General features: G+C 44.4%; 26 protein-coding genes. 2 read left to right on the plus strand and 24 right to left on the minus strand.

The window, feature by feature from the left end; all coding sequences use genetic code 11:
• Nucleotide 1 precedes the first annotated feature (1 nt).
• The 10 genes from flgK to CP943_RS19525 form a co-directional block, all read right to left on the minus strand.
• Complete coding sequence (gene flgK / locus CP943_RS19480) at nt 2-1525, minus strand: flagellar hook-associated protein FlgK (RefSeq protein WP_026580173.1); 1524 nt, start codon at nt 1523-1525, stop codon at nt 2-4.
• Nucleotides 1526-1540: 15 nt separating this feature from the next.
• On the minus strand, nt 1541-2017 hold the full coding sequence (locus tag CP943_RS19485) for a flagellar protein FlgN (protein WP_025810700.1): 477 nt from the start codon (nt 2015-2017) through the stop codon (nt 1541-1543).
• A gap of 18 nt (nt 2018-2035) precedes the next feature.
• The gene (gene flgM / locus CP943_RS19490; RefSeq protein ID WP_003185713.1) at nt 2036-2302 is read right to left on the minus strand and encodes a flagellar biosynthesis anti-sigma factor FlgM; all 267 of its coding nucleotides are present in this window, start codon (nt 2300-2302) and stop codon (nt 2036-2038) included.
• A gap of 79 nt (nt 2303-2381) precedes the next feature.
• A complete protein-coding gene (locus CP943_RS19495; protein WP_020453114.1) occupies nt 2382-2801 on the minus strand; it encodes a TIGR03826 family flagellar region protein in 420 nt (139 codons plus the stop codon).
• Between the two features lie 58 nt (nt 2802-2859).
• Nucleotides 2860-3597, minus strand: coding sequence for a ComF family protein (locus CP943_RS19500; protein WP_026580174.1), 738 nt, complete (start codon nt 3595-3597; stop codon nt 2860-2862).
• Entirely contained in the window at nt 3554-3838 is a 285-nt protein-coding gene (locus tag CP943_RS19505; protein ID WP_020453116.1) for a late competence protein ComFB, read from the minus strand. The genes CP943_RS19500 and CP943_RS19505 overlap by 44 nt, the downstream gene beginning before the upstream one ends.
• 54 nt (nt 3839-3892) lie before the next feature.
• The gene (locus CP943_RS19510; protein WP_026580175.1) at nt 3893-5287 is read right to left on the minus strand and encodes an ATP-dependent helicase ComFA; all 1395 of its coding nucleotides are present in this window, start codon (nt 5285-5287) and stop codon (nt 3893-3895) included.
• Nucleotides 5288-5410: 123 nt separating this feature from the next.
• The gene (locus tag CP943_RS19515; protein ID WP_020453118.1) at nt 5411-6253 is read right to left on the minus strand and encodes a DegV family protein; all 843 of its coding nucleotides are present in this window, start codon (nt 6251-6253) and stop codon (nt 5411-5413) included.
• Between the two features lie 119 nt (nt 6254-6372).
• Complete coding sequence (degU, locus tag CP943_RS19520) at nt 6373-7062, minus strand: two-component system response regulator DegU (RefSeq protein ID WP_003185730.1); 690 nt, start codon at nt 7060-7062, stop codon at nt 6373-6375.
• Between the two features lie 81 nt (nt 7063-7143).
• Entirely contained in the window at nt 7144-8301 is a 1158-nt protein-coding gene (locus CP943_RS19525; RefSeq protein ID WP_020453119.1) for a two-component sensor histidine kinase DegS, read from the minus strand.
• 222 nt (nt 8302-8523) lie between these two features.
• On the opposite strand from CP943_RS19525, the gene CP943_RS19530 reads away from it, so the two are divergent.
• A complete protein-coding gene (locus CP943_RS19530; protein ID WP_095292066.1) occupies nt 8524-9162 on the plus strand; it encodes a YigZ family protein in 639 nt (212 codons plus the stop codon).
• A 14-nt stretch (nt 9163-9176) separates the two neighbouring features.
• On the plus strand, nt 9177-10256 hold the full coding sequence (locus CP943_RS19535; protein ID WP_026580176.1) for an LCP family protein: 1080 nt from the start codon (nt 9177-9179) through the stop codon (nt 10254-10256).
• 52 nt (nt 10257-10308) lie between these two features.
• Here CP943_RS19535 and CP943_RS19540 read toward each other — a convergent pair whose 3' ends face one another.
• The 14 genes from CP943_RS19540 to CP943_RS19605 all read right to left on the minus strand — a co-directional run bounded on the left by CP943_RS19540 (nt 10309) and on the right by CP943_RS19605 (nt 26308).
• Complete coding sequence (locus tag CP943_RS19540; protein ID WP_105981256.1) at nt 10309-10677, minus strand: YunG family protein; 369 nt, start codon at nt 10675-10677, stop codon at nt 10309-10311.
• Nucleotides 10678-10785: 108 nt separating this feature from the next.
• Nucleotides 10786-11850, minus strand: a complete 1065-nt coding sequence (locus CP943_RS19545; RefSeq protein WP_095292064.1) for a glycosyltransferase family 4 protein — start codon at nt 11848-11850, stop codon at nt 10786-10788.
• Between the two features lie 130 nt (nt 11851-11980).
• On the minus strand, nt 11981-13168 hold the full coding sequence (gene tuaH, locus CP943_RS19550; protein ID WP_026580178.1) for a teichuronic acid biosynthesis protein TuaH: 1188 nt from the start codon (nt 13166-13168) through the stop codon (nt 11981-11983).
• Nucleotides 13169-13189: 21 nt separating this feature from the next.
• The gene (tuaG, locus tag CP943_RS19555) at nt 13190-13948 is read right to left on the minus strand and encodes a teichuronic acid biosynthesis protein TuaG (protein WP_026580179.1); all 759 of its coding nucleotides are present in this window, start codon (nt 13946-13948) and stop codon (nt 13190-13192) included.
• 29 nt (nt 13949-13977) lie between these two features.
• Nucleotides 13978-14652, minus strand: coding sequence for a teichuronic acid biosynthesis protein TuaF (gene tuaF, locus CP943_RS19560; RefSeq protein ID WP_035337789.1), 675 nt, complete (start codon nt 14650-14652; stop codon nt 13978-13980).
• Nucleotides 14653-14693: 41 nt separating this feature from the next.
• Nucleotides 14694-16148, minus strand: a complete 1455-nt coding sequence (gene tuaE, locus CP943_RS19565) for a teichuronic acid biosynthesis protein TuaE (protein WP_020453127.1) — start codon at nt 16146-16148, stop codon at nt 14694-14696.
• Nucleotides 16149-16211: 63 nt separating this feature from the next.
• Nucleotides 16212-17141, minus strand: a complete 930-nt coding sequence (locus tag CP943_RS19570) for an NAD-dependent epimerase/dehydratase family protein (RefSeq protein WP_020453128.1) — start codon at nt 17139-17141, stop codon at nt 16212-16214.
• A gap of 17 nt (nt 17142-17158) precedes the next feature.
• On the minus strand, nt 17159-18490 hold the full coding sequence (tuaD, locus tag CP943_RS19575; protein WP_095292153.1) for a UDP-glucose 6-dehydrogenase TuaD: 1332 nt from the start codon (nt 18488-18490) through the stop codon (nt 17159-17161).
• A gap of 198 nt (nt 18491-18688) precedes the next feature.
• On the minus strand, nt 18689-19867 hold the full coding sequence (tuaC, locus tag CP943_RS19580) for a teichuronic acid biosynthesis protein TuaC (protein ID WP_020453130.1): 1179 nt from the start codon (nt 19865-19867) through the stop codon (nt 18689-18691).
• Between the two features lie 22 nt (nt 19868-19889).
• Complete coding sequence (gene tuaB / locus CP943_RS19585) at nt 19890-21329, minus strand: teichuronic acid biosynthesis protein TuaB (protein WP_105981257.1); 1440 nt, start codon at nt 21327-21329, stop codon at nt 19890-19892.
• A gap of 23 nt (nt 21330-21352) precedes the next feature.
• Nucleotides 21353-22012, minus strand: a complete 660-nt coding sequence (locus CP943_RS19590) for a sugar transferase (protein WP_020453132.1) — start codon at nt 22010-22012, stop codon at nt 21353-21355.
• Between the two features lie 229 nt (nt 22013-22241).
• Entirely contained in the window at nt 22242-23729 is a 1488-nt protein-coding gene (locus tag CP943_RS19595) for an N-acetylmuramoyl-L-alanine amidase (protein WP_105981258.1), read from the minus strand.
• 84 nt (nt 23730-23813) lie between these two features.
• On the minus strand, nt 23814-25958 hold the full coding sequence (locus CP943_RS19600) for a SpoIID/LytB domain-containing protein (protein ID WP_105981259.1): 2145 nt from the start codon (nt 25956-25958) through the stop codon (nt 23814-23816).
• Nucleotides 25959-25987: 29 nt separating this feature from the next.
• The gene (locus CP943_RS19605) at nt 25988-26308 is read right to left on the minus strand and encodes a hypothetical protein (protein ID WP_026580185.1); all 321 of its coding nucleotides are present in this window, start codon (nt 26306-26308) and stop codon (nt 25988-25990) included.
• Between the last annotated feature and the right edge of the window lie 31 nt (nt 26309-26339).

A 26339-nucleotide genomic window follows, 5' to 3' on the forward strand; every position in this document is an offset into this window, starting at 1 on the left:
CCTACCTTCCCACGACACCCATGCCGTTAATAATTTTATCGAGGACTTCGTCCTGCAGCGTTATCATTCTCGCAGCTGCGTTATAAGCATGCTGGAATTGGATCATGTTCGACATTTCTTCGTCTAATGATACGGCGCTTACAGACTGCCTGTTCAACTCAGCAGTGTTTACAAGCGTTTCTGTATTTTTGGCCAGTCTGTTTGTTTCCTGAGCTTTTACACCCATTTCACCGATAATACCTGCATAATAGTCTAAAACGGTCGTCGTTTTGTCGCCGATTTGAATTTTCTTGGTGAAGACATTAGCCAGATTTGTCGCGTTGGCGTTGTCACTCGCTTCACCATTCAGCGATGCGGCGATTTTATCGCCTTTTGAATTCATGATCTCATCGGCTACTTTGATTTTGCCGGCAGCTCCCTTTGCAGGCTCAGCCTCTCCCCCGGTGAATTCAAAGAAAATGCCTCCCGGTTCTCCTGATGAAGTAAACCCGCTTTGATGGACTGCATTAAACTCTTTCGCAAAAGCAAGCGCCATCGTATCCAGGTCTGCGAGCATTTCAGGATATAAACCTTTTTCTTCACCGTTTGACATATATCCGAAGGACTCGATTAAACCGAGCAGCGACCCTTTGCTAGTAAACGAATCGATGCCGATGTCCGTCCCGCCGAGGGAAACGCCTGTCACAAGGCCTGTATCGTTGTCGTAATTTACTTTGACCGTTTCAGTCGTGAAGTTTGGTCCGTCAAGAACCTGGCCCAGAGACTGGCCGTTTTCGTCCAGGATTTCTATTGATGCAATGCCTTCAGCGGTTGCAAGTGGGTTGCCGCCAGTCTTCGTATAGCTGACTTTGATATTAACCATTGAAGACAGCTCATCAAGGAGCTGGTCACGCTTATCGTACAAATCATTCGGGAGATAGCCGTTCGGCTCGACTTTGGCGATTTGCTCGTTTAAGCTGTTCAGCTGTGACAGAAGCGAGTTGATCGTCATCACATTTTGATCAATCTGGTCGCCTAAATTTGATTGAACGGTTGTCAGCGATTCATACAGAGTGTTAAATGTCTCGGCGACCGCCTGCCCTTTTTGTCCGACGACAGAAGCTGCGCTCGGCTCGTGGGCGTTGTTCGTCAATTCCTGAATGGAATTCCAGAATGAATTCAGAACCTTGTTTAATCCGGTGTCGTTCAGTTCATTCATAATCCCTTCCATTTGGTTAAAAGCGTCCACTTTTGCATTGTAATAGCCTGCCTTTGTATTCTGCGTCCGGTATTGATAGTCCAGAAAGCTGTCTCTAACCCGTTCAACCGAACCGATTTCAACGCCTGTACCCATCTGGCCGGCAAGCCCGACAGAGTCTCTTGATACGGATGGATAAGGGGTTGATGCTTTAAATGTAACACGTTGTCTTGAATACCCTTCGGTATTGGCGTTGGATATATTGTTTGCTGTTACGCTCAGAGCTGATTGCTGCGCGGACAATCCTCTTTTGGCGATTTCCAGCCCTAAAAAAGTTGGGTTTGTCATCTTTTTCACTCCGTTCTAAGCTTTTGAGTCGAATAAAGAAAGCCGTTTTGCCCCGCCTGTCTGGTTTGGCTGCTGCTCTTTTCCGTAATTTGAACCGCCTTCTTTCGGAAGGAGCATATCAAATGTAAGCGAGATAAATTGAAGCGACTGAAAAGTCAGCTGCTTGTTCAAATCGTTCACATCCTTTAAACGGATGACGAGCTGTGAGAGCTTGGCATACAGCTGTTCCAGCACCTTTTTCTCGCCGCCCGCAGCTTTGCTGATACATGCGCTGATAGTCGCGTCCGAGCTGCCGATACAGCTTTTAGTTGCTTCAATGCGGGACTGCTCCGTTTGTTCAATCGCCTGCACATACTTTTGTTCTTTCGTCACGATTTCTGAAAGTGCCTTTATTTCGTTCGTCTTCAGCGCCTCCGTTTTTTGTTCCGACAGAGACAGCAGATGTTCATGCAGCACGCATAAGCGCTCCAGCTCTTCAATCACCCGTTTCACTGAACTGACTTCCTCCTTTTATTGCTGTTTATAAAAATTGACCATTTTTTCAGCTATGCCTTTGCCGTCCACTTTGTACGTTCCATTCTCCACGGCTGCTTTCAGCTGGGCAATTTTCTCCTGACGCTCTTTCATTAAATCAGGACCTTTTTGCAGCTCCTTTGCTTTCGCAGAAATCTCAACTTTATCTTCCGGCTGGGCTGCACCCTGTGAAGAAGCTGTTTGTTTTTCAAATGATTTATGATAAGGATTAACAGGTTGTGTTCCATATTGGTTGATCTTCATGGGATTCCTCTCACTTTCCGCCATAGTTATCTATGATCATACTCATTTTATCGTCTGAGCTTCAAGTTAGTTTAGGGAATCAGTCATTTTTAGGATTAAAGGTATAGTACGTGCCTTTAGAACTATTTCTCTTCTCTTTTTCAAGCTGCTCCAGCTGGTCTAATTGACTCATTTGCGATGCTAAATCTTGATCGCATGACAGGCAATAACGCCCCTCCCGAATAAGTGTGCCGCACCTTTCGCACGGATAGCCGAGATTCGGAAAATTGGAGATTTGAATGCGTTTCTGTCTGATGAACTTCAATATTAACTCTTCTTCGACACCTGTTTTTTCTACGATCTGAAACATTGTAGACTGCCGGTTTTCTTGTTTTTTCAGAAATTTATAAACGGTTTCAAACGCACGTTCTTCTTCTTTCAAGCATGAAACGCAAACGGTTTGAAAACTGCTTTTCATAAACAATGCATTACATCTTGGACAATTCGCCAATTGACTCATAAATTTTGACCCCTATCCTTAAATTCTATCTTTTATATCGGCAGTGAAAAAAAATGATTTAGCTTCGAATTAATGTAAATGATGATACAGATTTTGCCTCACCGGATGTCATCAGACAAGCAGCGGCATGATGAAGGGTCGCCCCTGTCGTATACAAGTCGTCGATCAATATGATATCCAGATTCTTTACCGATCCCTTTTCGGTTCTAAAAACCGTTTTGGGCTTGATCCGTTCTTTTCTGCTTTTTTTGGATTGTTTTTCATTTTCGATTCTGATCAAAGGATGCATAACGGGTTTTTTTAATAAGGAAGCAAGCCTCTCCGCCTGATTGAATCCCCGCTCCGCTTTACGTTCTTCACTGAGTGGTATCGGAACTAAAACAGCTGGAGTGCGGCGGTAATATTGGTGGAAAGCATTGATAAATAAAGGAGCAAAAGCGAAGACCAGTTCAGCATCACCTCTGAACTTAAAACGGGCAAGGACTTCTTTCATGAAGGTATTGTAGATATAGACAGAGCGGTTTTGCCTCAAAAGAGAGCGGGTTAACGGATCAGCTTCCCATTTTAGGCAGTCACCGCAAAGTTCTTCGCTCTCTTGGGGGCGCCCGCACTTAGGGCACACCGTTCTTCCTTCGATCCTGATAAAATTGTCTTTACATGCCCTGCATATTTTCTCTTCTGATCGTAAAAAGAATAAAGCGCGCCATGAAAGAGAATGTAAAAGAGGCGCTTCACAAATTAAACAATGCAGTTCATTTCCTCCCTTTTCGATTGCTTTCGCAAAGCGGGTTGTCATTCACCTTTCTGGCAGCTTCAGCCAAGGTGACGAGCATTGATGTATTTTTTTGTTTGTCAACGAGCTCTGCTTTTATGTAAGTCAGCTTCGACTCATCTGTTACATATTGCGGTTTTACTGCATTTAAAGCCAAGGCGAGCACATCCTCTCTGCACCTGCTGCACTTACAGCTCATGTGCAGCTGTTCGATATACTGATCAAACAACTCTTCCAAAACAGCCTCTTTAGCATTGACTAGCATCCGGCACCGCTCCTCATTTTATATTCATAGGTATACTTTACCATGAATATCAGACTAGTCAATCAACATTTCCTTTTTAGACAGTTTATTCATATATTGAATATGACGTCGTGCCGCATTCATCGACTTTGTCCTACCGTGATGAAAGAAACAGACGTCTCCATCTGTGTGCTCAGGATGCCTGCCGGCTCTGCCGGCCATTTGGACAAGAGCGCTTTCCGAAAAAACAGCCGACTCTGCCCCCAATACTCCAACCTGTGCTTTTTTGACGGTTACACCTCTTTCCAAAATCGTTGTCGTCACGAGCACCTCAAGCTTACTTTTCCTAAACCGGTTCACTTTTTCATTTCTCTCAGGGTCTTCGGCATAGACTCCTTCTGCGCGAAATGTTTCCTTTTTCAGCAGACTGACCACGGTTTTAAGAACAGGGATAGAGGGAACAAACAGAAAAACCGGATGCTGCAGTTCCTGGTGCTTAAAAAGCCATTTTTTGAGGCGTAAAGGAACTTTTCTTCGTTTCAAACCCCTTTCCCAATTTCCGCACCAAATCAATGTAGGTTCAGGCAGCGGGCTGCGGTGGAATCTTGCGGAAATACGGACGGTGTGCAGCTTTCCGCTCTCAGCCCTTTTCTTCATATCTCTAGAAGGCGTGGCGGTTAAATAGATATGTGCGCTTTGCCGTTTGGCCGATTTTTTAACAGCGTATTGCAGCGTATTATCAATAGAATACGGAAAAGCATCCACTTCATCTATGATGATCACGTCAAATGCTTCTTTATAGCGGAGCAGCTGGTGGGTAGTTGAAATGACAAGCGGCGAGAGAGTTCCAACGTCTGGGCTCCCTCCGTATAAAGGGGCGATTTCCACCCCGGGAAAGGCGTGGCGAAACCGCGGTTCAAGCTCAAGCACAACGTCTGTTCTCGGAGTGGCGATACATACTCTCAAACCGTTGTTCAGCGCGAATTCGATCCCTTGAAAAAGAAGTTCCGTTTTTCCCGATCCGCAAACCGCCCAGATCAACAGCTCTTCTTTCCTGCGTATAGCATCGATAATAGATTTTGCCGCTTTTTCCTGACCGGCTGAAAGTACGCCTTTCCACTCCGTGTAAACAGGCGCCCATTCATGTCTGCCATGTCCACGCCAAGTCAACAGAGACGTACACTCGCTCACCCTGCCCATCATGACACAGGCTCGGCAGTACACGCAGCATTTATTGCACCTATAGCAAGGATATCGAGCGAAACAGAAGCGCTCGTGCTGGCCGCACCTCAAGCAAACAAAGCCTCTCTTCGTTTTTTTAATGCCTTCCTCCGTTTTTATCAGGCCTTCTTGGATATGCCAATCAATGACAGGTTCCGGAAAAGGAAGTTCGCTTTTCAGAAGGTGGCGCTGCTCCAAACATGACCGCAATTCACAGGAATAGGATGCCGGATGTTCGATGTGAATCACCTCCAATCTGCCATTCAGTATCTATCATCCATGTTTTCTTGTAAAACAGTCAAAATCTAAAAATCTCCCTCAAAAACCGTAGAAAAAGAAAAAATCTCCGTTTTGCAAAACGGAGATTGGCTTTTATACTGTATACCAGGCGATACCCATTGCTCCTTCACCAAGGTGGGTGCCGATCACAGGCCCGAAATAGCTTTTATAAAATTCGACATGTGCGTATTGCTGCGACAATTCTTCGATTATTTGATCAGCTTCTTCTTCACGGTTGGCATGAATCACAACCGCTCTCAACGGCTTTCCTTTTTCGGCATCTTCGCCAAAAAGCTCAAATAAACGGTTCATCGCTTTTTTTCTCGTCCGGATTTTTTCGAAGGGAACGATCAGCTTGTTCTCAAAATGCAAAATCGGCTTTACTTTTAAAAGGCTTCCGACAAAAGCCTGGGCGCCGCTCAGACGTCCTCCCCTTTGCAAATGCGAAAGGTCGTCAACCATAAAATAAGCCCTCATTGAGGTTTTCATATGATCCAAGTGGCGAATGATTTCTTCCGGAGCCGCTCCTTTTTCCGCCATCTCAGCCGCTTCGATCGCATAAAAACCTTGAGCCATGCAGCTGATTTCTGAATCAAACGGATACACTTTAATTCCTTCAAGCATACCGCGTGCTGATACAGCGCTGTTAAATGTTCCGCTGATGCCGCTGGAAAGGTGGATGCTGATGACCGCATCATATGTTTCCCCGAGTTTTTCATAGAGAGAAATCAGCTCGCCGTATGCGGGCTGGGAAGTCGTCGGGAGATTTTCGTGAGCTTTTACTTCTTTGTAATAGTCCTTCCAGCTCATATCGATTTCTTCCCTGTATGAAGTCTCTCCAAAGATCACATTGAGAGGTATCATATAAATATTGTAGCGCTCACGCAGGTCTTTAGGTATATATGCCGTACTGTCTGTTACTACTGCTGTTTTCATGAAATAAACCTTCCTTATGAAAGATACTCTTTTCTATTCTAAAAGAAAAAGCAGCTTTTTTCATTATAAAGTTTGATTTTCTGCTAAAAGAAAAGACCTGCCTTATGGCAAGTCCACCTTTATCTCATTTCTACCCAGCCATTTTTAATGGCTACAACGACAGCCTGCGTTCTGTCGTTTACATTCATTTTTTGAAGGATGTTGCTGACATGGTTTTTAACCGTTTTTTCACTGATAAATAATGATTCGCCGATTCCGCGGTTGCTTTTTCCGTCCGCCAGCATCTGCAGAACCTCGCATTCCCTTCTGGTAAGAATGTGAAGAGGTCTCCGGATTTCCGGATACACTTCATGCTGAGCGTGAGATGATACACCGCTTGTTGCAAGACGGCGGAATTCATTCACAAGATTATGAGTAACCTTAGGATGCAGATAAGATCCGCCTTCAGCCACAACTTTCACGGCTTCGATCAGCGTGTCGGCATCCATTTCTTTCAGCAGATAGCCGCGGGCTCCTGTTTTTAATGCATGTGTAACATAGTTTTCATCGTCATGGATAGATAAAATAATAACCTTTGATTCCGGATACAAGTCGACCAGTTGTTTTGTCGCTTCTACGCCGTTTACATTCGGCATATTAATATCCATGATTACCACATCAGGATGGTAGTGCTCGACAATGCGAGCCGCTTCATCTCCGTCGTCTCCTTCGGCCACTACCTCAAAGGTAGGTTCGAAATCCAAAATCCGTTTGACACCTTCACGGAATAACTGATGATCGTCAATAATTACAATATTTACTTTAGTCACAAGCTACGCCTCCCCATTCTCATTGTTAAACACACCGCTTTTATGGTCAATATGTCTTTTGTCTCTATTTTACAATTATCTTTACAAAGACAGCGGAACTTTAATCAAAATAAATGTCCCAAGACCTATTTTCGAATCGATTGTCATTGAACCTTCGAGCAAATCGACTCTTTCTTTCATACCTAGCAGACCGAAAGATTTGTTCTTCTTGCCTTTAACTTCTTTTAAGTCAAAGCCGTTTCCATTGTCTTTGATAATCAACGTCACAAAATCTTTTGTCACTTCTACTTTAACATGAATCTCAGTTGATTCGGAGTGTTTTAAGGCGTTTGTCACTGCTTCCTGTGCAAGCCGGAAAAGTGCAACCTCAAACCGCGGTGCTATTCTTCTATCTTCGGATTCTCCGATGCATTGGAAATGGATCTTTGCTTTTCCATGATAATCTTCGATCGTGTTCAAGTATTTTCTGAGCGTCGGTATCAATCCCAAATCGTCTAAAGCCATCGGTCTTAAATCATAAATGATTCTTCTGACTTCATAAAGAGCATTTCTGACGTTTTGCCGGAGGTTTCTAATTTCCTGAAAGCCTTCTTCTGTTCCTTTGTCTCTGAAGATGCGTTCGATCAGCTCAGATCTCATCATGACGTTGGCCAGCATTTGCGCAGGGCCGTCGTGGATTTCCCTTGAGACCCTTTTTCTTTCTTCCTCTTGGGCTTCGATGATCCGCAGTCCGAAATCCTGTTTGGCCTGCGCATCTTCTAGGAGAACGCCAACCTGGCGCAGATCCTGATTTAAATAGTTTAAGACGACGGTAATCTGGCTGACAAGCCCTTCTGAACGCTCGATGATTTCCTGAAGCCCCAAAAGGCGCCGTTCCAGATCATCACGCTTCTCTCTCAGCTGCTTTTCACGCTGCTGGATCATCGTCAGTTCAACCTGCAGTTTGTGGGCTTTTTCATAAGCTTCGCGAATCTCTTCTTCACTGAATTTATGAAAGTTTCTGCTGACCTCAGACAAGCGGTTTCGCGCATGGCGGGCATGCACTTCCAGCCTGTCTCCAAGATCGATGACTTCGTTGACCTGCTGTTTAATCTGCTTCAGCTCTTCTACCAAGCCTTCATATTGCTGACGGGACTGCTCTCCGATTTGAAAGACCTCATCCTTGCTCCCATCAACCGTTTTTAACATCTTCATAATGATTGAATCTAAAACTTTGGAGTCCATTTTGGAAACACTCACCCATTTTCCCTCCGTAACAGCATTGTCATTTACTTTTATCATAAATTTCATTGAACTGAAATTCGTGTCGAATTATAATGAAAGAATGCGTATTCTGGTTTTTTGGTCTTTTTATGGTTACCGATCCATTTCTATTTAATCATAACAAAATACGCGCCAAAATTCTAAGTCTGTTCGATTTTTAGGAGAACAGCCGCATGGCTTGTCAGGAGGTAAGCAGGCATGCTGCAAAGTTATCTCACTGTTGCAGGTGAAGGGACCCATGAAATCGTGATTGAAAAATCCCGGTTTATATGTCACTTAAGCCGCGTCAGTACTGAAGAAGAAGCACAGAACTTTATCAATCACATAAAAAAGCAGCATTGGAATGCGACGCATAATTGCTCGGCTTACGTCATAGGAGAAAATGATCAAATTCAAAAAGCGAATGATGACGGAGAACCGAGCGGGACAGCTGGAGTTCCGATGCTTGAAGTTTTGAAGAAACGCAACCTTAAAGATACGTGCGCCGTTGTGACGAGGTATTTCGGCGGTATTAAACTCGGCGCTGGAGGGCTGATACGGGCTTATGGAAAATCCGTGTCAGAGGGGCTGAACCATGTCGGCGTTGTCGAACGAAAGCTGGTGCGGGTGATGCACACGACAGTGAACTATACATGGCTCGGCAAGCTTGAAAACGAGCTTCGCGAGTCCCCTTATCAAATAAAAGACATTCATTATGCCGACGATGTCGAATTTGAAACGTATGTGAAGGAAAGTGAAAAACAGGCATTTACGGAATGGATAACCGAATTAACAAATGGCAAGAGTGAGAATAGAGAAGGCATTCAAGTTTATTTGGAAGAAGCTTTTAACAATTAAAGGAGAATTATTATATGGCTGAGCGTATTAAAGTGAAAGTGCGAAAAAAAAAGAATAAAAAGAGAAAGCTGATTAAACGGTTTATAGTCCTTATGCTGCTCGCACTTCTCGTAGTCGGCGGAGTGGGCATATATAAAATTATTAACACGATTTCCGCTGCTGACGGCACTTATGATGAGCTTGAGCGCGGAGAGAAGTCAAAGCTCAGGGACGATGTCGTTAATATTCAAAAAAAGCCGTTTTCGATTCTTTTTATGGGTGTTGAAGATTATTCGACAAACGGCGAGCACGGACGGACGGATTCCCTGATTGTCGTGACGCTCGATCCTAAAAAGAAGTCGATGAAAATGCTGAGCATTCCGAGGGACACAAGGGTGCATTTGGCCAGTGACACAACCGGCACAAAAACAAAAATAAATGCGGCCTATGCAAAAGGCGGCAAGGATGAAACAATCGAGACGGTAGAGGACTTCCTCGGAATCCCGATCGATTACTATGCCACAGTCGATTTTGACGGGTTCAAAGATGTCATCGATGAAATCGGCGGAATCGATATTGACGTCCCGTTTGATTTCAGCGAAAAAAGCGATGTCTCCAAATCCAAGAGAATCTATTTTAAAAAAGGGAACATGCATCTAAATGGAGAGGAAGCTCTTGCCTACGCAAGGATGAGAAAACAGGATAAGCGGGGAGACTTCGGGAGAAACGACAGACAAAAGCAAATCTTAAAAGCCGTTCTTGATCAAATCTCAAAACCGCAAAACCTCGCTAAAATTGATAAAATAGCCCAAAAAGCAAGCAAAAACATTCAGACAAACTTCAAAATCACACAGGCTCTGGCGCTTCAGCAAATCTACAGCGGCTTTGCTGGTGATGATATAAAAACATTAAACATCACAGGAAAAGATCTTACGATCGCTGATGTTTACTACTTTGAGCCTGACCAGCAAAACCTTGCAAACGTGCAAAATGAATTGACCCATCACTTGTATCCGGACTCAACCGCTGATTCAAGCGGAACATCGTCTGAATCTTCCGCAACCGCTGACGGGACAGACAGCTCAGCTGAATCGTCTGCTGCTTCTTCTTATTGATTGGCTCTGTTGAATGTGAAATTCATAATCGAATAAAATGAAGGGGAACTCTTTATATATTAAGGGTTCCCCTTTCTTTTGAAAAAGACAATTGATTGATAACACTTTGTTTTAAATAGTTATACTGTTTTTCGTTGGTATCTGTATTTGAGGGAACATCCATATACAGGATGTCTTCTTTGAATTGGGAAATTGTTAAATCATATCTTTTACCATTGATAACATTATAAAAATGCCACCCTTCAGGCAGCTTTGTTTTTCTTATTTCTCCACCTAATAGATCATATACGATTAAGGCGGTTACGCTGCATTGTCCCTTCGCAGGGTTATCCTGACTCCATTTTGAACTTGAATCTGAAGACCAGGATTTATAGAGTGCTTTCATAATTTGTTCGATCTGTCCAAGGTGATGATCATCCATAAAAAATCCTCCTTCTCATAGAGTTTTAGTTAATCAACCAACCGCTTGTGAGGCTTCCTGAGTTGCAGCAATAATAAAACCCCTGGAATCCAGGGGTTTTTGTGCACATTAATTCCTCTTCACCATCCGCCTGTAAAACTTCGTAAAGGGCTTGTACTGCTCATTTACAAGGCCTGTCACCTCTGCGATGATCTGCATGAACAGAATTAAGCCGAAGATGATGAAGATGGACACCCAGAGCGTCGCGGTTTTTAAAAGAATGGCGCTCAGGCTGAAAACGACGCCAATTAAATAAATGACGATGACGGCTTTCCGATGGGACAGGCCAAAGGCCATCAGCCTGTGGTGAATATGCGATTTGTCGGGCGCCGAAATCGGCTGTTTGTTTAAAATACGCCTGATGATCGCGAATGTCGTGTCAAATATCGGCACTCCTAATATAATGATTGGAATGACGACGCTGAACAGGGTCACGCTTTTATACAGTCCGAGCAGCGACAGAACCGAGATCACATAGCCCAAGAAGAGCGAGCCCGTGTCTCCCATAAAAATTTTCGCCGGGTGGAAGTTATAGAACAGAAAGCCGATCGTGCTTCCGATGACAACCAGCGACAGAGAGAAGATCAAGATTTTATCGGCAGAAAAAGCCATGACGGCAATCGTCGAAAGGCCGATGACGGATATACCCGCAGCCAGTCCGTCCAATCCGTCGATTAAGTTGATGGCATTGGTGATCCCGACGATCCATAAAATCGTCAGAGGGTATGCGAGCCACCCCAAATCAAAGCGAAGATCCCAAAATGGAATCGATAAAAATTCCATTTTTAAGCCTGTACTGACGATGATGCAGGCTACTAATATTTGAACGATAAATTTAATTCTCGCGCTCAAATTGTGTTTGTCATCTACAATGCCCAAAATGACAATCATAAAAGCACCGAGTGTAATTGCTGTTATTCTGTTTTCATAAAGGCCGCCGGCAAGCGAACCGGTCAATACTCCTATAAAAATGGCTAAACCGCCCATTCTCGGCATTACTTTATCATGTATCTTTCGTTTATCCGGCTGATCCACGACCCCGGATTTGATTGCTAGACGTTTGACAAGCGGAGTAATAATTAAAACAGTAATGAGAGAGACAAAAAACGCAAGTACAGTGCGTTCATAAGACATAAGGAAGTCTCCTTTTTAAATGAAGTCTGGTCGTATTAAAGATCATACCTTTTCATTATACAATTTCATTATTTATTATAACAAGCTCCAGCCAAAAGAAACATCATGAATTAATATCCCCCGCCGCAAATTATGCATCTTTATTCAAGTTCAATTTATCAAGCATCGATAAAAATAAATGATGCCAGTCTCTTTCATGTGCGATCTTTCTGCGCAGTTCCACATGGGAGACATCTTCATGAGCAAGCTCCAGCTCTTCACACAGCGCTGTAAATTCAACGGGGTCGTTTCCTGTTAGATGACGGTAAACGTGTTCCTGTTCAACCTTTTTTGTTGAAGGAAGGTTCATACCGGCGACAGGCTTTCCGGCAGCCAAAAATTCAAACAGCTTTAAAGGGAATACCGCATTATTATATGGCGACGGTTTATACGGCATGATCCCGATATCCACTACATTCATATAAGCCGGTACTTCCGACGGCGCAGCGGGCCCCGTCCAAATGACATTTTCTTCTTCAAGAAGCGCTTTAAAATCTTCATCTCCGTTTGTCCCGTCAGGACCGACAAATAAAAACGTCCACTCTTTTTTGGTTTTGGCAGCTTCTTTGATGAGCTTAAAATCGAGCTTCGGCTTAATTCCGCCGATAAAGCCGAGGACGGTGCCTTCCCTTCCGTTCAATACATCGGCTTTTTGCTTATTTTTCGCAAACAAGCTGTATTCCACACCATTTTCGATTGTAAAAACCGGCTTTGTCTCTCCTTGAAGCCGGTCTGCTACGTTTTGGTGCAAATATTCAGAAGTGCAAAAAATCGTATCAGCAGCTTTAATGATTCTGCCTTCAGCTTCAAAAATAACCTTTTGCCTGAATCCTGAGACAAGGCTTTGGCTTCCGCTGATCGGCGCCGCCCACAGGTCACTGCAGTCATAGATGACCTGATCCCACTGATAAAGTGATGACAGCAGCGGAAAACCGGGGAATGTGTACCATAAGCACACCTTTTCCCCCTGAACGTCTTCTTTCAGCCGGTCAAGCAGCGGCTTCAGCTTGCTTTTATAAAAAACATCCTTGTAGCGGGCAAACCTGAATATTTTCTTTTTCAAAAAATCTTTGACTGCAAATTGCTTGATTCCGTTGTCAAGCAATGTAAATGTCTCTCGGGAAGGATTTTCAGACGGACAGACCCAAATGACTTCCTTCGTCTCCTTGCGGCCAGCCAAAAACTCAGCAAGGCGGTGCCTTCTGTACCTTAGCTGATCCTGTCCCCATTCACCTGTCGCTACTATGACGTGTATGACTTGATCTGCTTTCACTTTCAATCACCTTTTCTGTCAATGCCGTTATAATCTTTTCATGACTGCGTTCTTAGCGTAATGGAAAAAGCACCATGTCGCTTTCATCAAGTGAAGGCGTTCGATTTCCCTGTACACATACCAGGTTTTTCGCGCCGCCTTCCACTTGTTTCTGGAGATCGATGTTTCAACGATGCGGTATTCGGCGAGGGGTTCGTTCAGACCGAATGCCTTGAATCCTCGCTTTAATACGGACAGCCATGTCGCCAAATCCTGACGGGTTCTGATATTCGGCATCCGGATATCACCCGTTTGCTCTCTGTCAATCATTACCGTCAAACAGCCGATAATCGTATTTTTTAATACATCATCATATGTAAGGCTGACGGGTGCATGAATGGTTTTATGAAGCGGTTCGCCGTCTTGGCTGATCAGCTCGTATGCCGTAAATGTGAAAGCGTGCTGATGCTTCCTCATAAAGGCAAGCTGCTTATCCAGCTTTTCTGCTTTCCACACATCATCGCTGTCCAAAAAGGCGACATAGCGCCCTTCGGCTTTGCTGAGCGCTGCATTTCGAGCCGCTGCAGCGCCTTGATTTTCTTTCAGAAAAATGGCATGGATCCGTTCATCATCTTCTTCATAGCGCTTCAAAATGTCTCTTGTCCCATCTGTTGAGCAATCATCGGCAATGATCATTTCCCAGTCGGAAAACGTCTGATTTAAGACGGACTGAATGGTTTTTTCGATAAATTCCTCCGCGTTATAGGAAGGCGTAATGACAGAGATTAAAGGTTTTTGCCTCGTCATGGTCCTGATCCACATCCCCAATTAAAAATTTAACGTTCTCTGAATACTTCCGGAACGACAATGATAAAAAACGACAGCGCTAAACCGATCAGTACGCCTAATACCGCTCTTTTTTTAGGCGACATGCCGGCAGCCTGGTTATCCAGCACGATCAAAGGCTCAATTTCTTCAGCAGCCTTCATATCGAGCCTGCTTGTTTCAAGCTCATACAAAAACCGCTGTTTATCAACTTTGGAATCAGCGCTGACTGTTTCGCCTTCAAGCGCCTTTATATTCTTTTCGATGACTTCTTCCCTTTTTGAAAACAGCGCCTTATCGCCTTTCATATAGGCATCTTTAACTTTTCCTAAAGTATCCAATGTTTTCTGTTTGTCAGGCCCTGTATAACTTAAGTTAAAAAGTGAATCCGTTCTGATTTCAATCGCCAGATCGTCTTTCAACTGCGCCAGATCCTCTTCCGGCATATCCGGGAAAATGTCCTTTAAAAAGGCTTCGTTTTTCAACAGCAGCGGCACCTGCTTTGCATTGTTGTACTTCGCTTCTCCATAATTCCCGGTTGATATCGTTACAGTAGCCGTGTAATCGGACGGAGCAACGCTCCCCTTCGGCATAAAATAGCCGACAAGACCAAGAATAAGAGGAAGCGCAATAATCGCCACAATAAACTTTTTCACTCTACCAGCAATACGTTTGATTAAATTCATCACATGAATTTCTCCCTGTTTTTAAATTCGATTTTCAAAAATCACCTATACTGTTCGGTTTCATCCGTTCCGCTGACTCTAAAGGTATTAACCGTCGCAATCACAAGGGCGAGAAACACCCAATGGAAATATAGATTCGAGACGGAACTCGGACTGATGCTTGATACAAGGAAGGCGACGAGCGCGGCTGTCAAACCTTCAATGAGAAGCTTGTACCGCTTTCCAAGCGATCTTTTATAATATCGGTAAAGCACGGTTATTAAATAAATGTACATCGTTAAATAACCGAGCATCATCACAACTCCAAAATTCGTCATGATCTCTACGAGCCAGTTATGAACCTCCACGACCCGGTCTGTATCGAACAATGCGTGATGTTCCAAATAATAAGGTACATTGCCGGCGCCGACGCCAAATCCGTAAGTATCCAGCACATAATGCCCGGCGTTTTTCAACAAGTTTGCCCTGGCGACATTGGATGGCAGCGGCTCGCTGAAATCGTGTGTAGTTTGCGGAGCCAAAAAGTATGTATAAAAAGCTCCGGTGATCTTTCCTGCAAACAGTGTGACAAAAGCGATACATCCTGCAGCTGCGGCGATGAGCGCCCATTTTTTAAGCACCTTCGGCAGCAAAATAAATGCATAAACGGCAAGTCCGGCTATAATTCCCAGGATGCTGGCTCTTGATCCTGTCAGGAAAATCAAATAGGCCGAACAGAACGCAAGGAGCAGCCCCGCTATTTTTAAGTAGCTGTTTTTAATGTTTTTGAAAAAAGATAAATAAAAGAAAAAGCTGATGGATAGAAATGTCGCAAAGTCATTCTGATTGAAAAAGACGGATGTCGGATAGTGCTGTTTATAGTGCGGCCCGTTATAAAGGGTCGAGCTCGGCAGGTGGTTTAATGTAAAGTGGTTGTAAAACCCGATGACCATTAAAAATACGGTCATGACCAACCATATGTAATAAAACGCGAGAATTCGATCCATTTTTTGAAAAAACATAACAATCAGAAAAACAAAAAACATTCCCATTGCCAATAGGAACAGATATTTTACGCCCTCAGTAGCAGACTTGACCCAAAGCAGCGAAATCATTCCATAGCAGAACCAAAACGTGAAAAACATCAGAATGCCTTTAACATGCACCTGCTTCCACTTTTCAAGGTGCTGACTGCCTTTCAACATTTCCGCTATGAATAAGAACCCTGCCAGAATCAGAAGAATTCGATATGGAAACAGGCTGAAAAAGCCCAATTTAATCGTAAAAAAAGCATTGTTGGCAAAAGTTGCAGCGATGAGCAGATATAATACGGGCATCAGCAATTGCTCGGACGACAAATACTTCCGGAGCACAATGATCAAAGTCAGCGCAATCAAAATCAGACATGCTAACAAGACTTTTTTTGCATTGGACTGGGCCAATACAACGAATGCTAACCCTGCGGTCAATGCGGCGAGCCAAACCAAAACATTGACCGCGGAACGTTTGAGACTCATTTTTCCCCCTCCTTCCGCTTCTTTCTGGAAAAGGGCTGCCGACATCAGCCAGCAGCCAGTGATTTACATATTCATTTCTTTTTTATAATATGAAATGGTCTTTTCCAGTCCTTCAGCGAGCGGCATTTTTGGTTCCCAGTTTAAAATTTTCTTTGTTTCTTCATTACACAGTGTGCTGTGGCGGATATCCCCCGGTCTTTCATCTTGATAAATCGGAGACAGCGCCGAGTTCGTCGCTTTTTTCATCTCTGCAAACAGCTCATTGACTGTGATCGAAAAGCCGTTCGAAACGTTTAAACAAACGTTTGATTGAGCTTTGAGCGCCTTGACGTTGGCGGAAGCCACATCACCGACATAAATAAAATCGCGCGATTGTTCTCCGTCTCCAAAAATCACTGGAGCCTTGCCGCTTGTCAGCAAATCGGAGAAAATCGATACGACGCCGCCCTCTCCTTTTGCGTCCTGGCGCGGCCCGTATACATTGCTGTACCGCAAAATGCAATACTCGGTTCCATACAGATCATAGGCCAGCTTTAAGTAGTTCTCCACCGTAAGCTTCGTCAGCCCGTAGGGTGAGCCTGGATTTGTTTTATGACGAGTGTCGACAGGCAGATATTCAGGATCTCCATAAACAGCTGCTGATGATGCAAAGACAATCTTTTTCACGCTGCATTCACCCGCTGCCTTAATGATATGGAGCGATCCCTTGATATTGATGTTTTCATCATTTAAAAAATCGCTGACAGACTCCGCCACGCTTACTTGTGCAGCTAAATGAATAATATAATCGGGATCAATGCTTTTGATGACGTCGATGACTTCCGGCTTTGTTATATCCTGCTCATAAAAGTCAACCGCGAGACCTTCAATGTTGGAGCGGTGTCCCGTAGTTAAATTGTCAAGAATTGAAACCCGGTAATTTTCTTTCAGAAGCTGTTCAGCGATATGCGAGCCTATAAATCCGCATCCGCCTGTCACTAGTACTTTTTCCATTAATAACACCCCTCGTTTTATACTTTTGTTAAGCTTTTCTCTCCCTGTACTCCAGGGCGGCCAATTGAATGATAAATAAATCCTTCTCTTCTCATATCTTCAAGTTTAAACAAGTTACGTCCATCAATTAGAACAGGACGATTTAAATATGTTTTCAATTTCTTAAAATCCATTTCTTTAACCTGTGGCCAATCTGTCAAAATGAGGCAAGCATCAGTATCCTTCACAGTATCATACAAATCGTTGCTGTATATGGCCTGATCTCCCAATAAGCGTTCTGCCTCCGGAATTGCAATGGGATCGTATGCTTTAATATGAGCACCAAGGCCTCTCAGCATCGGAATGACATCCAGAGACGGCGCCGAGCGCATATCGTTTGTATTCGGCTTGAATGCCAGCCCAAGAACCGAAATGGTCATGCCGTTTAAATCGCCAAACACATCAAGGAGCTTTTGCACAATGTGGGCGCGCTGCTTTTGATTCGTCTCAATAACGGCTTCAATCATTTTAAAAGGATAGCCGACTGACTTCGCGATGTGCAATAAAGCCATTGTATCTTTAGGGAAGCAAGAGCCGCCAAAGCCGATTCCGGCATTCAAAAATTTATTGCCGATTCTGCTGTCCAGTCCGACACCTTCAGACACCTTTGATACATCAGCTCCGACCCTTTCGCAAATATTTGCGATATCATTAATGAACGAGATCTTTGTAGCCAAAAATGCATTTGCAGCGTATTTAATCATTTCTGCACTTTCAAGGTTAGACTTGACGATTTTCGTTTGAAAAGGCTTATGGAGCTCTTCAATAATCGCAGCAGCCTTTTCGCTTGTCGCACCGATGACGGCTCTTTCCATATTCATCGTATCGTAAATAGCTGTTCCTTCACGAAGGAACTCCGGATTCGAAACGACGTCGAAAGGGAATTCCCCTTTTGAATTGCGTTCTATAATGGCTTGTACGAGCTTTCCTGTTCCAACAGGGACAGTGCTTTTGTTGACGACGACTTTATAGCCGTTCAGATGCTTCCCGATCATTTCGGCAACAGATTTGACAAATGTCAGGTCTGCTTCCCCTGTTTCCGACATCGGTGTTCCGACTGCAATATAAATAATCTCTGCTTCTTCAATCGCCTTGGGAATATCAGTAGAGAAAAATAAGCGATTTTCGTTTACGTTTTTATCCACAAGTTCTTTTAGGCCGTTTTCATAAATCGGCATCACTCCTGCTGAGAGTCCTCTTATTTTTTCTGCATCAATATCGCAACAGACAACCGAGTTTCCCACTTCGGCAAAACAAGTTCCAGACACCAGCCCGACATATCCCGTTCCAATGACAGCGATTCTTTTCAACATTATCATTCCCTTCTTTCAGCTGACCCTTCAAATCCAATAGCTTGATTTAGGTAATGATCTTTATCTCTTTTCTATTGAAAAAATCTGGGTTTTCCGTTTTCCCAATTCTTATTTTTATTAGCTTAGACGCAAATAAATGGGTTTAAACAGTATTATATTCAACACTCATACGCATATTAACCGACAGATCCCAACTTAATTTTTGTTCTCGGCAACATCCCCATACACATCCAGCAACTTGCCGGCATTTTTAAAGGCGTCATAATCATCGTGCACCGTTTGATACAGCTCTTCAGCGATGTCTTCTTGCCAATTCGCGCCTTCCAAATAACCTTTGACAGCTTCTGTTATGCTGGAAGCCGAGCGCGGCTTAATCAGCAGATGTTCGTGTTTTCCGAATAAAGACGGAACCCCTCCGACCGCCGTACAAAGCACCGGAACCTTGAGGGCGAGCGCTTCAATGACGACAGTCGGCATCCCCTCAGAATACGAAGGAAGCGCAAACAGATCTGATGCAGCCAGATATTCTGATATCTCATGGTTTGCGACCTGCCCCGTCAATATCGCTTTTTCACCGGCGGTTTGACGAATGTGCTGCTTCTCCGGTCCGTCGCCGATGAACACAGCTCTGTAGCTGTCATCAAGCTGCTTGACCGCTTCCGCCAGCTCGGCTACTCCTTTTCCTTTCACCAAGCGGCCGACGAACGTCAGCAATTTTTTGTCTTTCGGCAGGCCGAATTTCTCCCTCAATTCAAATGTTGAAGCGGAGGGTTTTTGAAACCGGTCCAGGTTGACGCCGATAGGAAGAACCGAGCATTCAGCACCGGTCATTTCTTTTGTTTTGGCTTTCAGCTCATCGCTGACAGCCAGAACTTTTGCCGCGGAATGCACAGCTGTTTCAAATGCTCGAAATGCACCTTTGCTGTAATGGGGATAAATATTGACATCGCTTCCGTGCAAAGTCAGAACATAAGGAACTTTCAGCCTCTGTGAAACAACGGCAGCGGCACCCCCGGATGGCATCGCGAAATGGGCATGGATAAGATCCGGCGCAAGCCCGTGCTTCTCGATCGTCCTCAATACAGACTTTGCAATCCGGCGATGCGGCTGTGCCCATTTTAGCTGTCCAGGCAGAGCCGTATACGGCGGTCTGTAGACCGGGATGCCTTTTCTTTCTTCATATTCCGGGACTGTTCGTGCTTGACGGTATTTTTTTTTCAGCAGCCTGAGGGGAGCAGGGTTCACAGGTGATGGACATATGACCGCCACATCAACGCCCTGCATCTGCAGCGCCTGAACCTGTGTTTCATGAAAAACGCCTTCTCCCGGTTTTTGACTGCTTGGATAAACACTGGTAATCCAAAGAACCTTCAATGATGAAACGCCCTTTCTGCTGTCATCTTCCTAATTGGATCTTCATAGCCTGCCGATAAAATTTACTGACCAGAAAACCGTAAAAAATTCCGCTGATTCCGACGGAAACTGCCAGCTGAAGCATGGCGCCGTGAAGCAGATGTCTGCTGCCGACGCTCAAGACAAGAGCCAGCAATGCCATGAGCAGTGTCAAGGCCAGCGGTTTTCCAACGGTTCTGAAATATTCGCCCATCTTCAGCTGGATGACATATTTGAGCAGCCATCTGCCGATAAAGAAATTGATCAGGCTGATCGCTGCATAGGTCCAGGCGGTGATCGTCAAATCATTCGTTAATACCGCCGCATAAAGAGACAGCCCGTAAAGGAGCATGATCCCGCTGTCCCAATAAAATGCCAAGTCTGCTCTCCCCTTCGCCAGCAAAACCGATCCGTTCGGATTCATCAAAACCCTGAGCAGCCCGACAATCGCGAGGATATTCAGAACCGGTACGGCCTGCAGCCATTTTTCTCCGAAGACGACTTCAATAAATAAATCTGAAACAGTCATCAGTCCGATCAGAAGCGGGAATGAAATCAGCGAGAGAAGCTTTGTCATATTTAAAAAGCCTTCGCGCAGCGTTTGATTGTTCCCTTGATTCTTTGAGAAGACGGGAAACGCTACCCGTGTCACGATCGGATTGATTTTTAATACGGGAATCGTAATAATTTGATACGCCAGGTTATAGATTCCCAATGCTTCCGCACCGAGAAACCGTCCGATCAAAATCATGTCGATATTGGCGCCAAGCCTGTTTACAAGCCTTGAAGCGAGCTGAAACGCGCCGAACGAGAAAAATTCTTTCACTTCCCCCAACGCAAAGACGAGAGAAGGACGCCATTTTTTTAAATATACAGCAAAAAACATGATGCCTTTAACCGAATTAAGAAAAACTTGTGACAATGCATAGGCCACAATCGGATCCATCAGAAAAACCAAAACGAGCAGGAGCACAAATGACAAAACGGTGACACCCGCTTCTATTTTGCTCAGCACATTAAACTTCAGATCTTTTTGCAGCATATATTGATACTGCTGGCCGACCGGGGCGATCAAAAACATGATGGCCAAAATCCGCACAAGAAAAACCAGTTCGTCCCGCTGATAAAAGTCTGCGATGAACGGACTCAGGAAAAAGAGGCCGATAAACAAAAGGATGCCCGTTAGGATATTCAGCCAATATAAGGTCGATAATTGGCGTTCACTGATGTTCTCCTTTTGAATTAAAGCGGCCCCGAATCCCATATCTAGTACAATTTGTGTAAAAATCGTTACGGTGGTCAGCATTCCGACCAAACCGAATTCGGCAATTGTCATGATATTGCCGAGCAGTGCAAACTGTATAATTTGAATGACCGTGACGATCAAAGTTGAAACACTTGTCCATTTTGCACCGCTTAATATTTGTTTCGTAATGGTAGACATAGCATATTCCTAACTTCCTCGTATTATCTGGCTCCTTCGCCGGTTAATACTACTTTAATCGTTTTCAGCATAACCTTCAAATCGAGAAGAAACGTTAAATTCCGAATGTAATACAGATCGTGCACCAATTTTTCTCTCGGACCGATATCATAGCCTCCGTTTACCTGTGCAAGTCCCGTTAACCCAGGCTTAACAATTAAGCGGTTTTTAAATCCCGGAATTTCATGGTGAAACTGAGCGGTAAACATCGGTCTTTCAGGCCTTGGTCCCACAAGGCTCATATCTCCGGCCAGAACATTGATCAGCTGCGGAAGTTCATCGATTCTTGTTCTTCTTATAAAAGACCCGACTGCAGTGATGCGCGGATCATCCTTCTGCGCCCATTTCGCACCGGATTTTTCTGCGTCAATTCTCATAGAACGCAGCTTGATCACCTTAAAATGCTTTCCGTCTTTTCCGACGCGTTCCTGCCGGTATAACGGAGAACCCGGTGTTTCGATACAGATTAATATACAAAACAGCAGAATAAACGGCAGTGTAAGAGCGAGCCCAATCAAGGAAAGGACGATATCCATTATCCGCTTCATATATAAATAACGTACTGCTTTTTTTGATAGAGCACAGGAATAAGTTTGCTGGCTTGAATATTCATTGTACATTCTTAAACTTTTGTCGATACTCACTAGCATACACCTCGATTAGTATGTTACTGTTTGATCTATTCGTCAGTGTAGCATACGAACGTAAACACAATGTAAAGGAGTCATTAAAATTAGTAAATTCATTGATTTTATGTTAAAAATGCATCGCCTCCGTTTTGTCTTTAAATTCACCAAAAATATCATACTATATTATAAAGACAAAACAAAGGCAGCATAGGCAATTTTTCCGAAAAACGAATTTCTTTATATTTTAATAGTAAGCAACAATTCCGTCGTAAATCGCTTTAGCGCCTTTTTCTTTGTAAGTCGAGCTTTTGAGTTTTGTCGCATCACTTACATTGCTGATAAACGCAAGTTCAACAAGGCAGCTTGGCATTTTTGATTCCCTGATGACATGGAAGTTGCCGATTTTCACACCGCGGTTTGACGTATTCAATGCAACATAGAGACGGTTTTGAATCTCGGTTGCCAGCCTTTTGCTGTTGGCCGATTCATACGTTGTATAATAGTAGGTTTCTGTTCCGGAAGCAGCAGGTGTTGCCGAGTTTGCATGGATGCTGACAAACAAATCCGCATGATTTGACTGCGCTTTTGATACACGCTGTGCGAGCGTCAGGTAAGTGTCGTTCGTTCTCGCCATAACTGGCAGCGCCCCGCCGTTTGATAATTTCGTATTAATTAATTTTGCGACATCAAGGTTCACGCTTTTCTCATATAAACCGTTGCCGACAGCACCGCTGTCTGTACCACCGTGCCCTGCATCAATGAAGATTTTTTTGCCGACGATCGGATTCTTCAGCTGTGATACGACATTGGATTGAAGAGAAACCGTTCCGCCAAGCACGGTAAACGTCGTCATGTTTTTGGAACCGATCACTTCTCTTGTCGGTGTCGGCAAAGATGATGCATTCGTGAACATCATCGGACGGTTTTGCTTAGCCGCCAGAACAGATCCTGTTAATCCGTCGGCATACGCATAGCCATTGCTGATGATTGCACTCTTGGCAGAAGAATAGTATTTCTTGACGACATTGGCCGCGACTTCATAGCGGTTGCTGCCGCCGATTCGCGTCGGAGAAGCAAGCTGTTTATATACGGTGTTGGAGATGCTGACTTCACCGCCTACGACAATGGTCGATGTTGTTCCTTTGCTCTTCATTGCATTTTTTGTCGCTGTCGGGATGGAATTGGACGATGTTAAAAGGATCGGGATGCCGTTTCTCGCGGCATATGCGCCGATCGCAAGGCTGTCAGCATAGGCCGTTCCGTTGGCGATGACAGCTTTTGAATTGCTCGGCAGCTTATTCGCAATATTTGCCGCAACCTCGTAGCGATTTGCCCCGCCGATGCGTTCGACAGATGACACACCAAGCTTTTTAATCTCGCTTACGACGCCGTTTTGAACGCTGACGGTTCCGCCGATTACAATCACTTTGCTAGGTTTTAACTGACTGATTCGGTTTTTAGTGGCCGTTGGCAATTTGGACGCTTCCGTTAATAGGACAGGCGCGTTGTTTCGGTAAGCAAATGGAGTCGCTGAAAGGACGTCGGCATATGCCTTTCCATTTGCAACAATGACTGTGCTTGCACTTGACCATCCCTGCTTGGAAACATTCACCGCAACCTCATAACGGTTTGCACCGTCTAATCTTGTGACAGAGTTGGCTGCAAATACATTAGGTACAAACAAAAAGAACCCTAACAACAACATAGGTACAGCTTTAAGAAAGACCCTCAAAAAAATAACCTCCAAAAATGTAAATGTTATGTTTTCCCCTGAACATGAACAGAGGAGGCACTGCTGCCTCCTGTTCTAACTCTATTAATAGCTTGATAGAGTCGTATTTGGATAATAGAAACTTAAGATTTTCTTGTAATCGTGCCCGGCAGCAGCTCTGGCATTTGCTCCGTACTGACTCATGCCGATGCCATGGCCGAATCCTTTACCGCTGAGAACAAAAGCGTTCGTAACGTTGGATACCGAAGCATACGTGCTCTTCATATTCATGCCGCCCAGCATCGATCTTAATTGAGTCGTCGTCACGGAAATCGTCGCTGTTTTTTCTGAGAGATTTCCGTTTGACAGAACATAGCCGTTTGATTTTTCTTTGACAAAGTAAGAAAACTTCACCTCTGCTGTTTTCGGCCGCTGACCGGCAGTTTTCGCGCTGCTCAAGGTCAGGCTTGAGATTTTCGTGATCTTAATGGATTCTGCACTAGGATATTTATTGGTAATAAACCAGCTTTTCAGCCCAGACAAATAGGCAGAGTTCGTTTCATTTGTCGTATTCCACCATGTGCCAGGGCTCTTTAGGTTTAAGCCGCTGGTATTGATCTGCGTTTTATTCAAGGATATCGACCAGCTGTTTTTCGGGTCGTATGTATCCGCTTTGGCGATTAAATATGGAACATTGCCGCCCCATACCTCTGCGCTTGCTTCCGTATATCCCCCGTTGCTCGATGAGTAAACAGCCGAAATCAAGTTGCCGTTATATTTTAAAACTTGTCCTTTTGTTGTATTTACAACGCTGGATGTCTTCGAATTCCAGTCGTATCCCCCGTAAACCTGAAACGCTTGCGTATCGGCCACTACTTTTCCTGCGGAACCGACCGAATATGTTCTCGCTGCCACCGCTTGGGCTTTTAACGCTTCCGTCTGCCAGCTTGCCGGCATTTCGTGCGGCACAACACCTTTCAAATAATCTTCGAACGGAATGTTTTCGTTTATCGGCCGAACATATTTGCTTGATTCAATCGTAAACTTCATATTGCCTAAATAAGGCCTTCCGTTGATGCTGATGGAATTTGATGTCGAGTATTTTTTAGGTGATGCCGTAAATGTCGTTCCAAGCGTTTTGACAGCTTTATTATTTTTGTAGAGTACAAGCTTTCCGCTTGATAGATTAACAGAGTATCCATCTCCGGTAAGCATGTCTGCCAGACTATTTTTCAATGAATCCGTGATTGAAGTGGTCCCCCCAAGCAAAGCAAAAGACTGGGTTCCTTTTTTCGCGACTACATCTGCTACAGGAGTCGGCAGGCTGCCCGATTGGACAAGCAGCAAAGGATGCTTTTGTTTGGCTGCAAGAACGGAACCGGCCAATGCATCTGCAAAAGTCGTTCCGTTAGACATGAAAACCTTTGATGCGTTCATGTTAAGCGTGTTGACAATATTCGCCGACACTTCGTATCTGTTCGCTCCGCCGATGCGGGTAACAGACGCTTTTTTCTTTAATGTGTTTTCAACGCCTGTGCTGACACTCAACGGACCGCCGACGATCGTAACCTTGCTCGGAATATTGTAATCGCTTCGGATCGTATTATTCCCTGAAAGCAGTATCGGATAACCGTTCATTGCCGCATAAGGCGCGATCGACAGAGCGTCGGAGAAGACTAGACCTGTGGCAACAATCGCCTGGCTGTAGGACCCCATCCGGCTCGCGATGTTTTTGGACACATCATAGCGGTTGGCGCCGCCGATGCGGTCAATGGCCCCATACTTTTTCAGCGTGTTTTCAACATTTTTGGAAACGCTCGCCGTTCCCCCGATAATTAAGATGTTATCAGGCTTCATCTTGGCAATTTGAGTTTCGGTTTTCGCCGTCAGCGCGCCCGCATCAGTTAATAGAATCGGCGCATCGTACTTCTTTGCAAGCGGAGATGCAGAAAGCGCATCCGCAAAAGCGTCCCGATTGACAATCACGACAGTGCTCGGGTTCGTCCATCCGGCTGATGCAACATTGTTTGCCACATCGAAGCGGGTCGCCCCGCCGTACCGCTCTGTCGCGGAAATTCCCGAGCCCGGAATTTCGTATGCGCCGGTAATGCCGACATCAACGCTTGATTTATTGCCCAAATAATTGCTTAATTTTACCGAGATTGTTTTGTCGGCAGCCTGGGCAGATTGTGTAAACATCAGAGCTGCAGCAGTTACTGACGACAGAAGCAGAAGCTTCATTTTTTTCAAAACGTTATAAACCCCCTTGATTCAGCTCTTTATTTTGTTTCGATGCTTTTCAGCTCCAAAACGCCATTTCCGCCTTTTTTATATTGGACTTCTACTTTTTTGCCTTCTTCAATGGAATTGACTTTATCCTGAAGATCTTCATCGACTTGAAGCGTTGTTTCTTTGCCATCGATGTTCACCGCAATTGTGTGGCTGTCAGCCAACCCCACGAATGAGCCTTCTTTAGTGACGGTTTCTTCAGATGCCGCATTTTTATTGTTTGTGCTTGACTTGTCCTCCGATTGGCCCGAAGTGCCGCAGGCTGACAACAAAAGCAGCATTGATAATGTTAGAACTATGAGTTTTTTCATCTTCTTCACCTCTCCCTTTTTATCGACAAAT

The organism is Bacillus paralicheniformis, assembly GCF_002993925.1.
Lineage (GTDB): Bacteria > Bacillota > Bacilli > Bacillales > Bacillaceae > Bacillus > Bacillus paralicheniformis.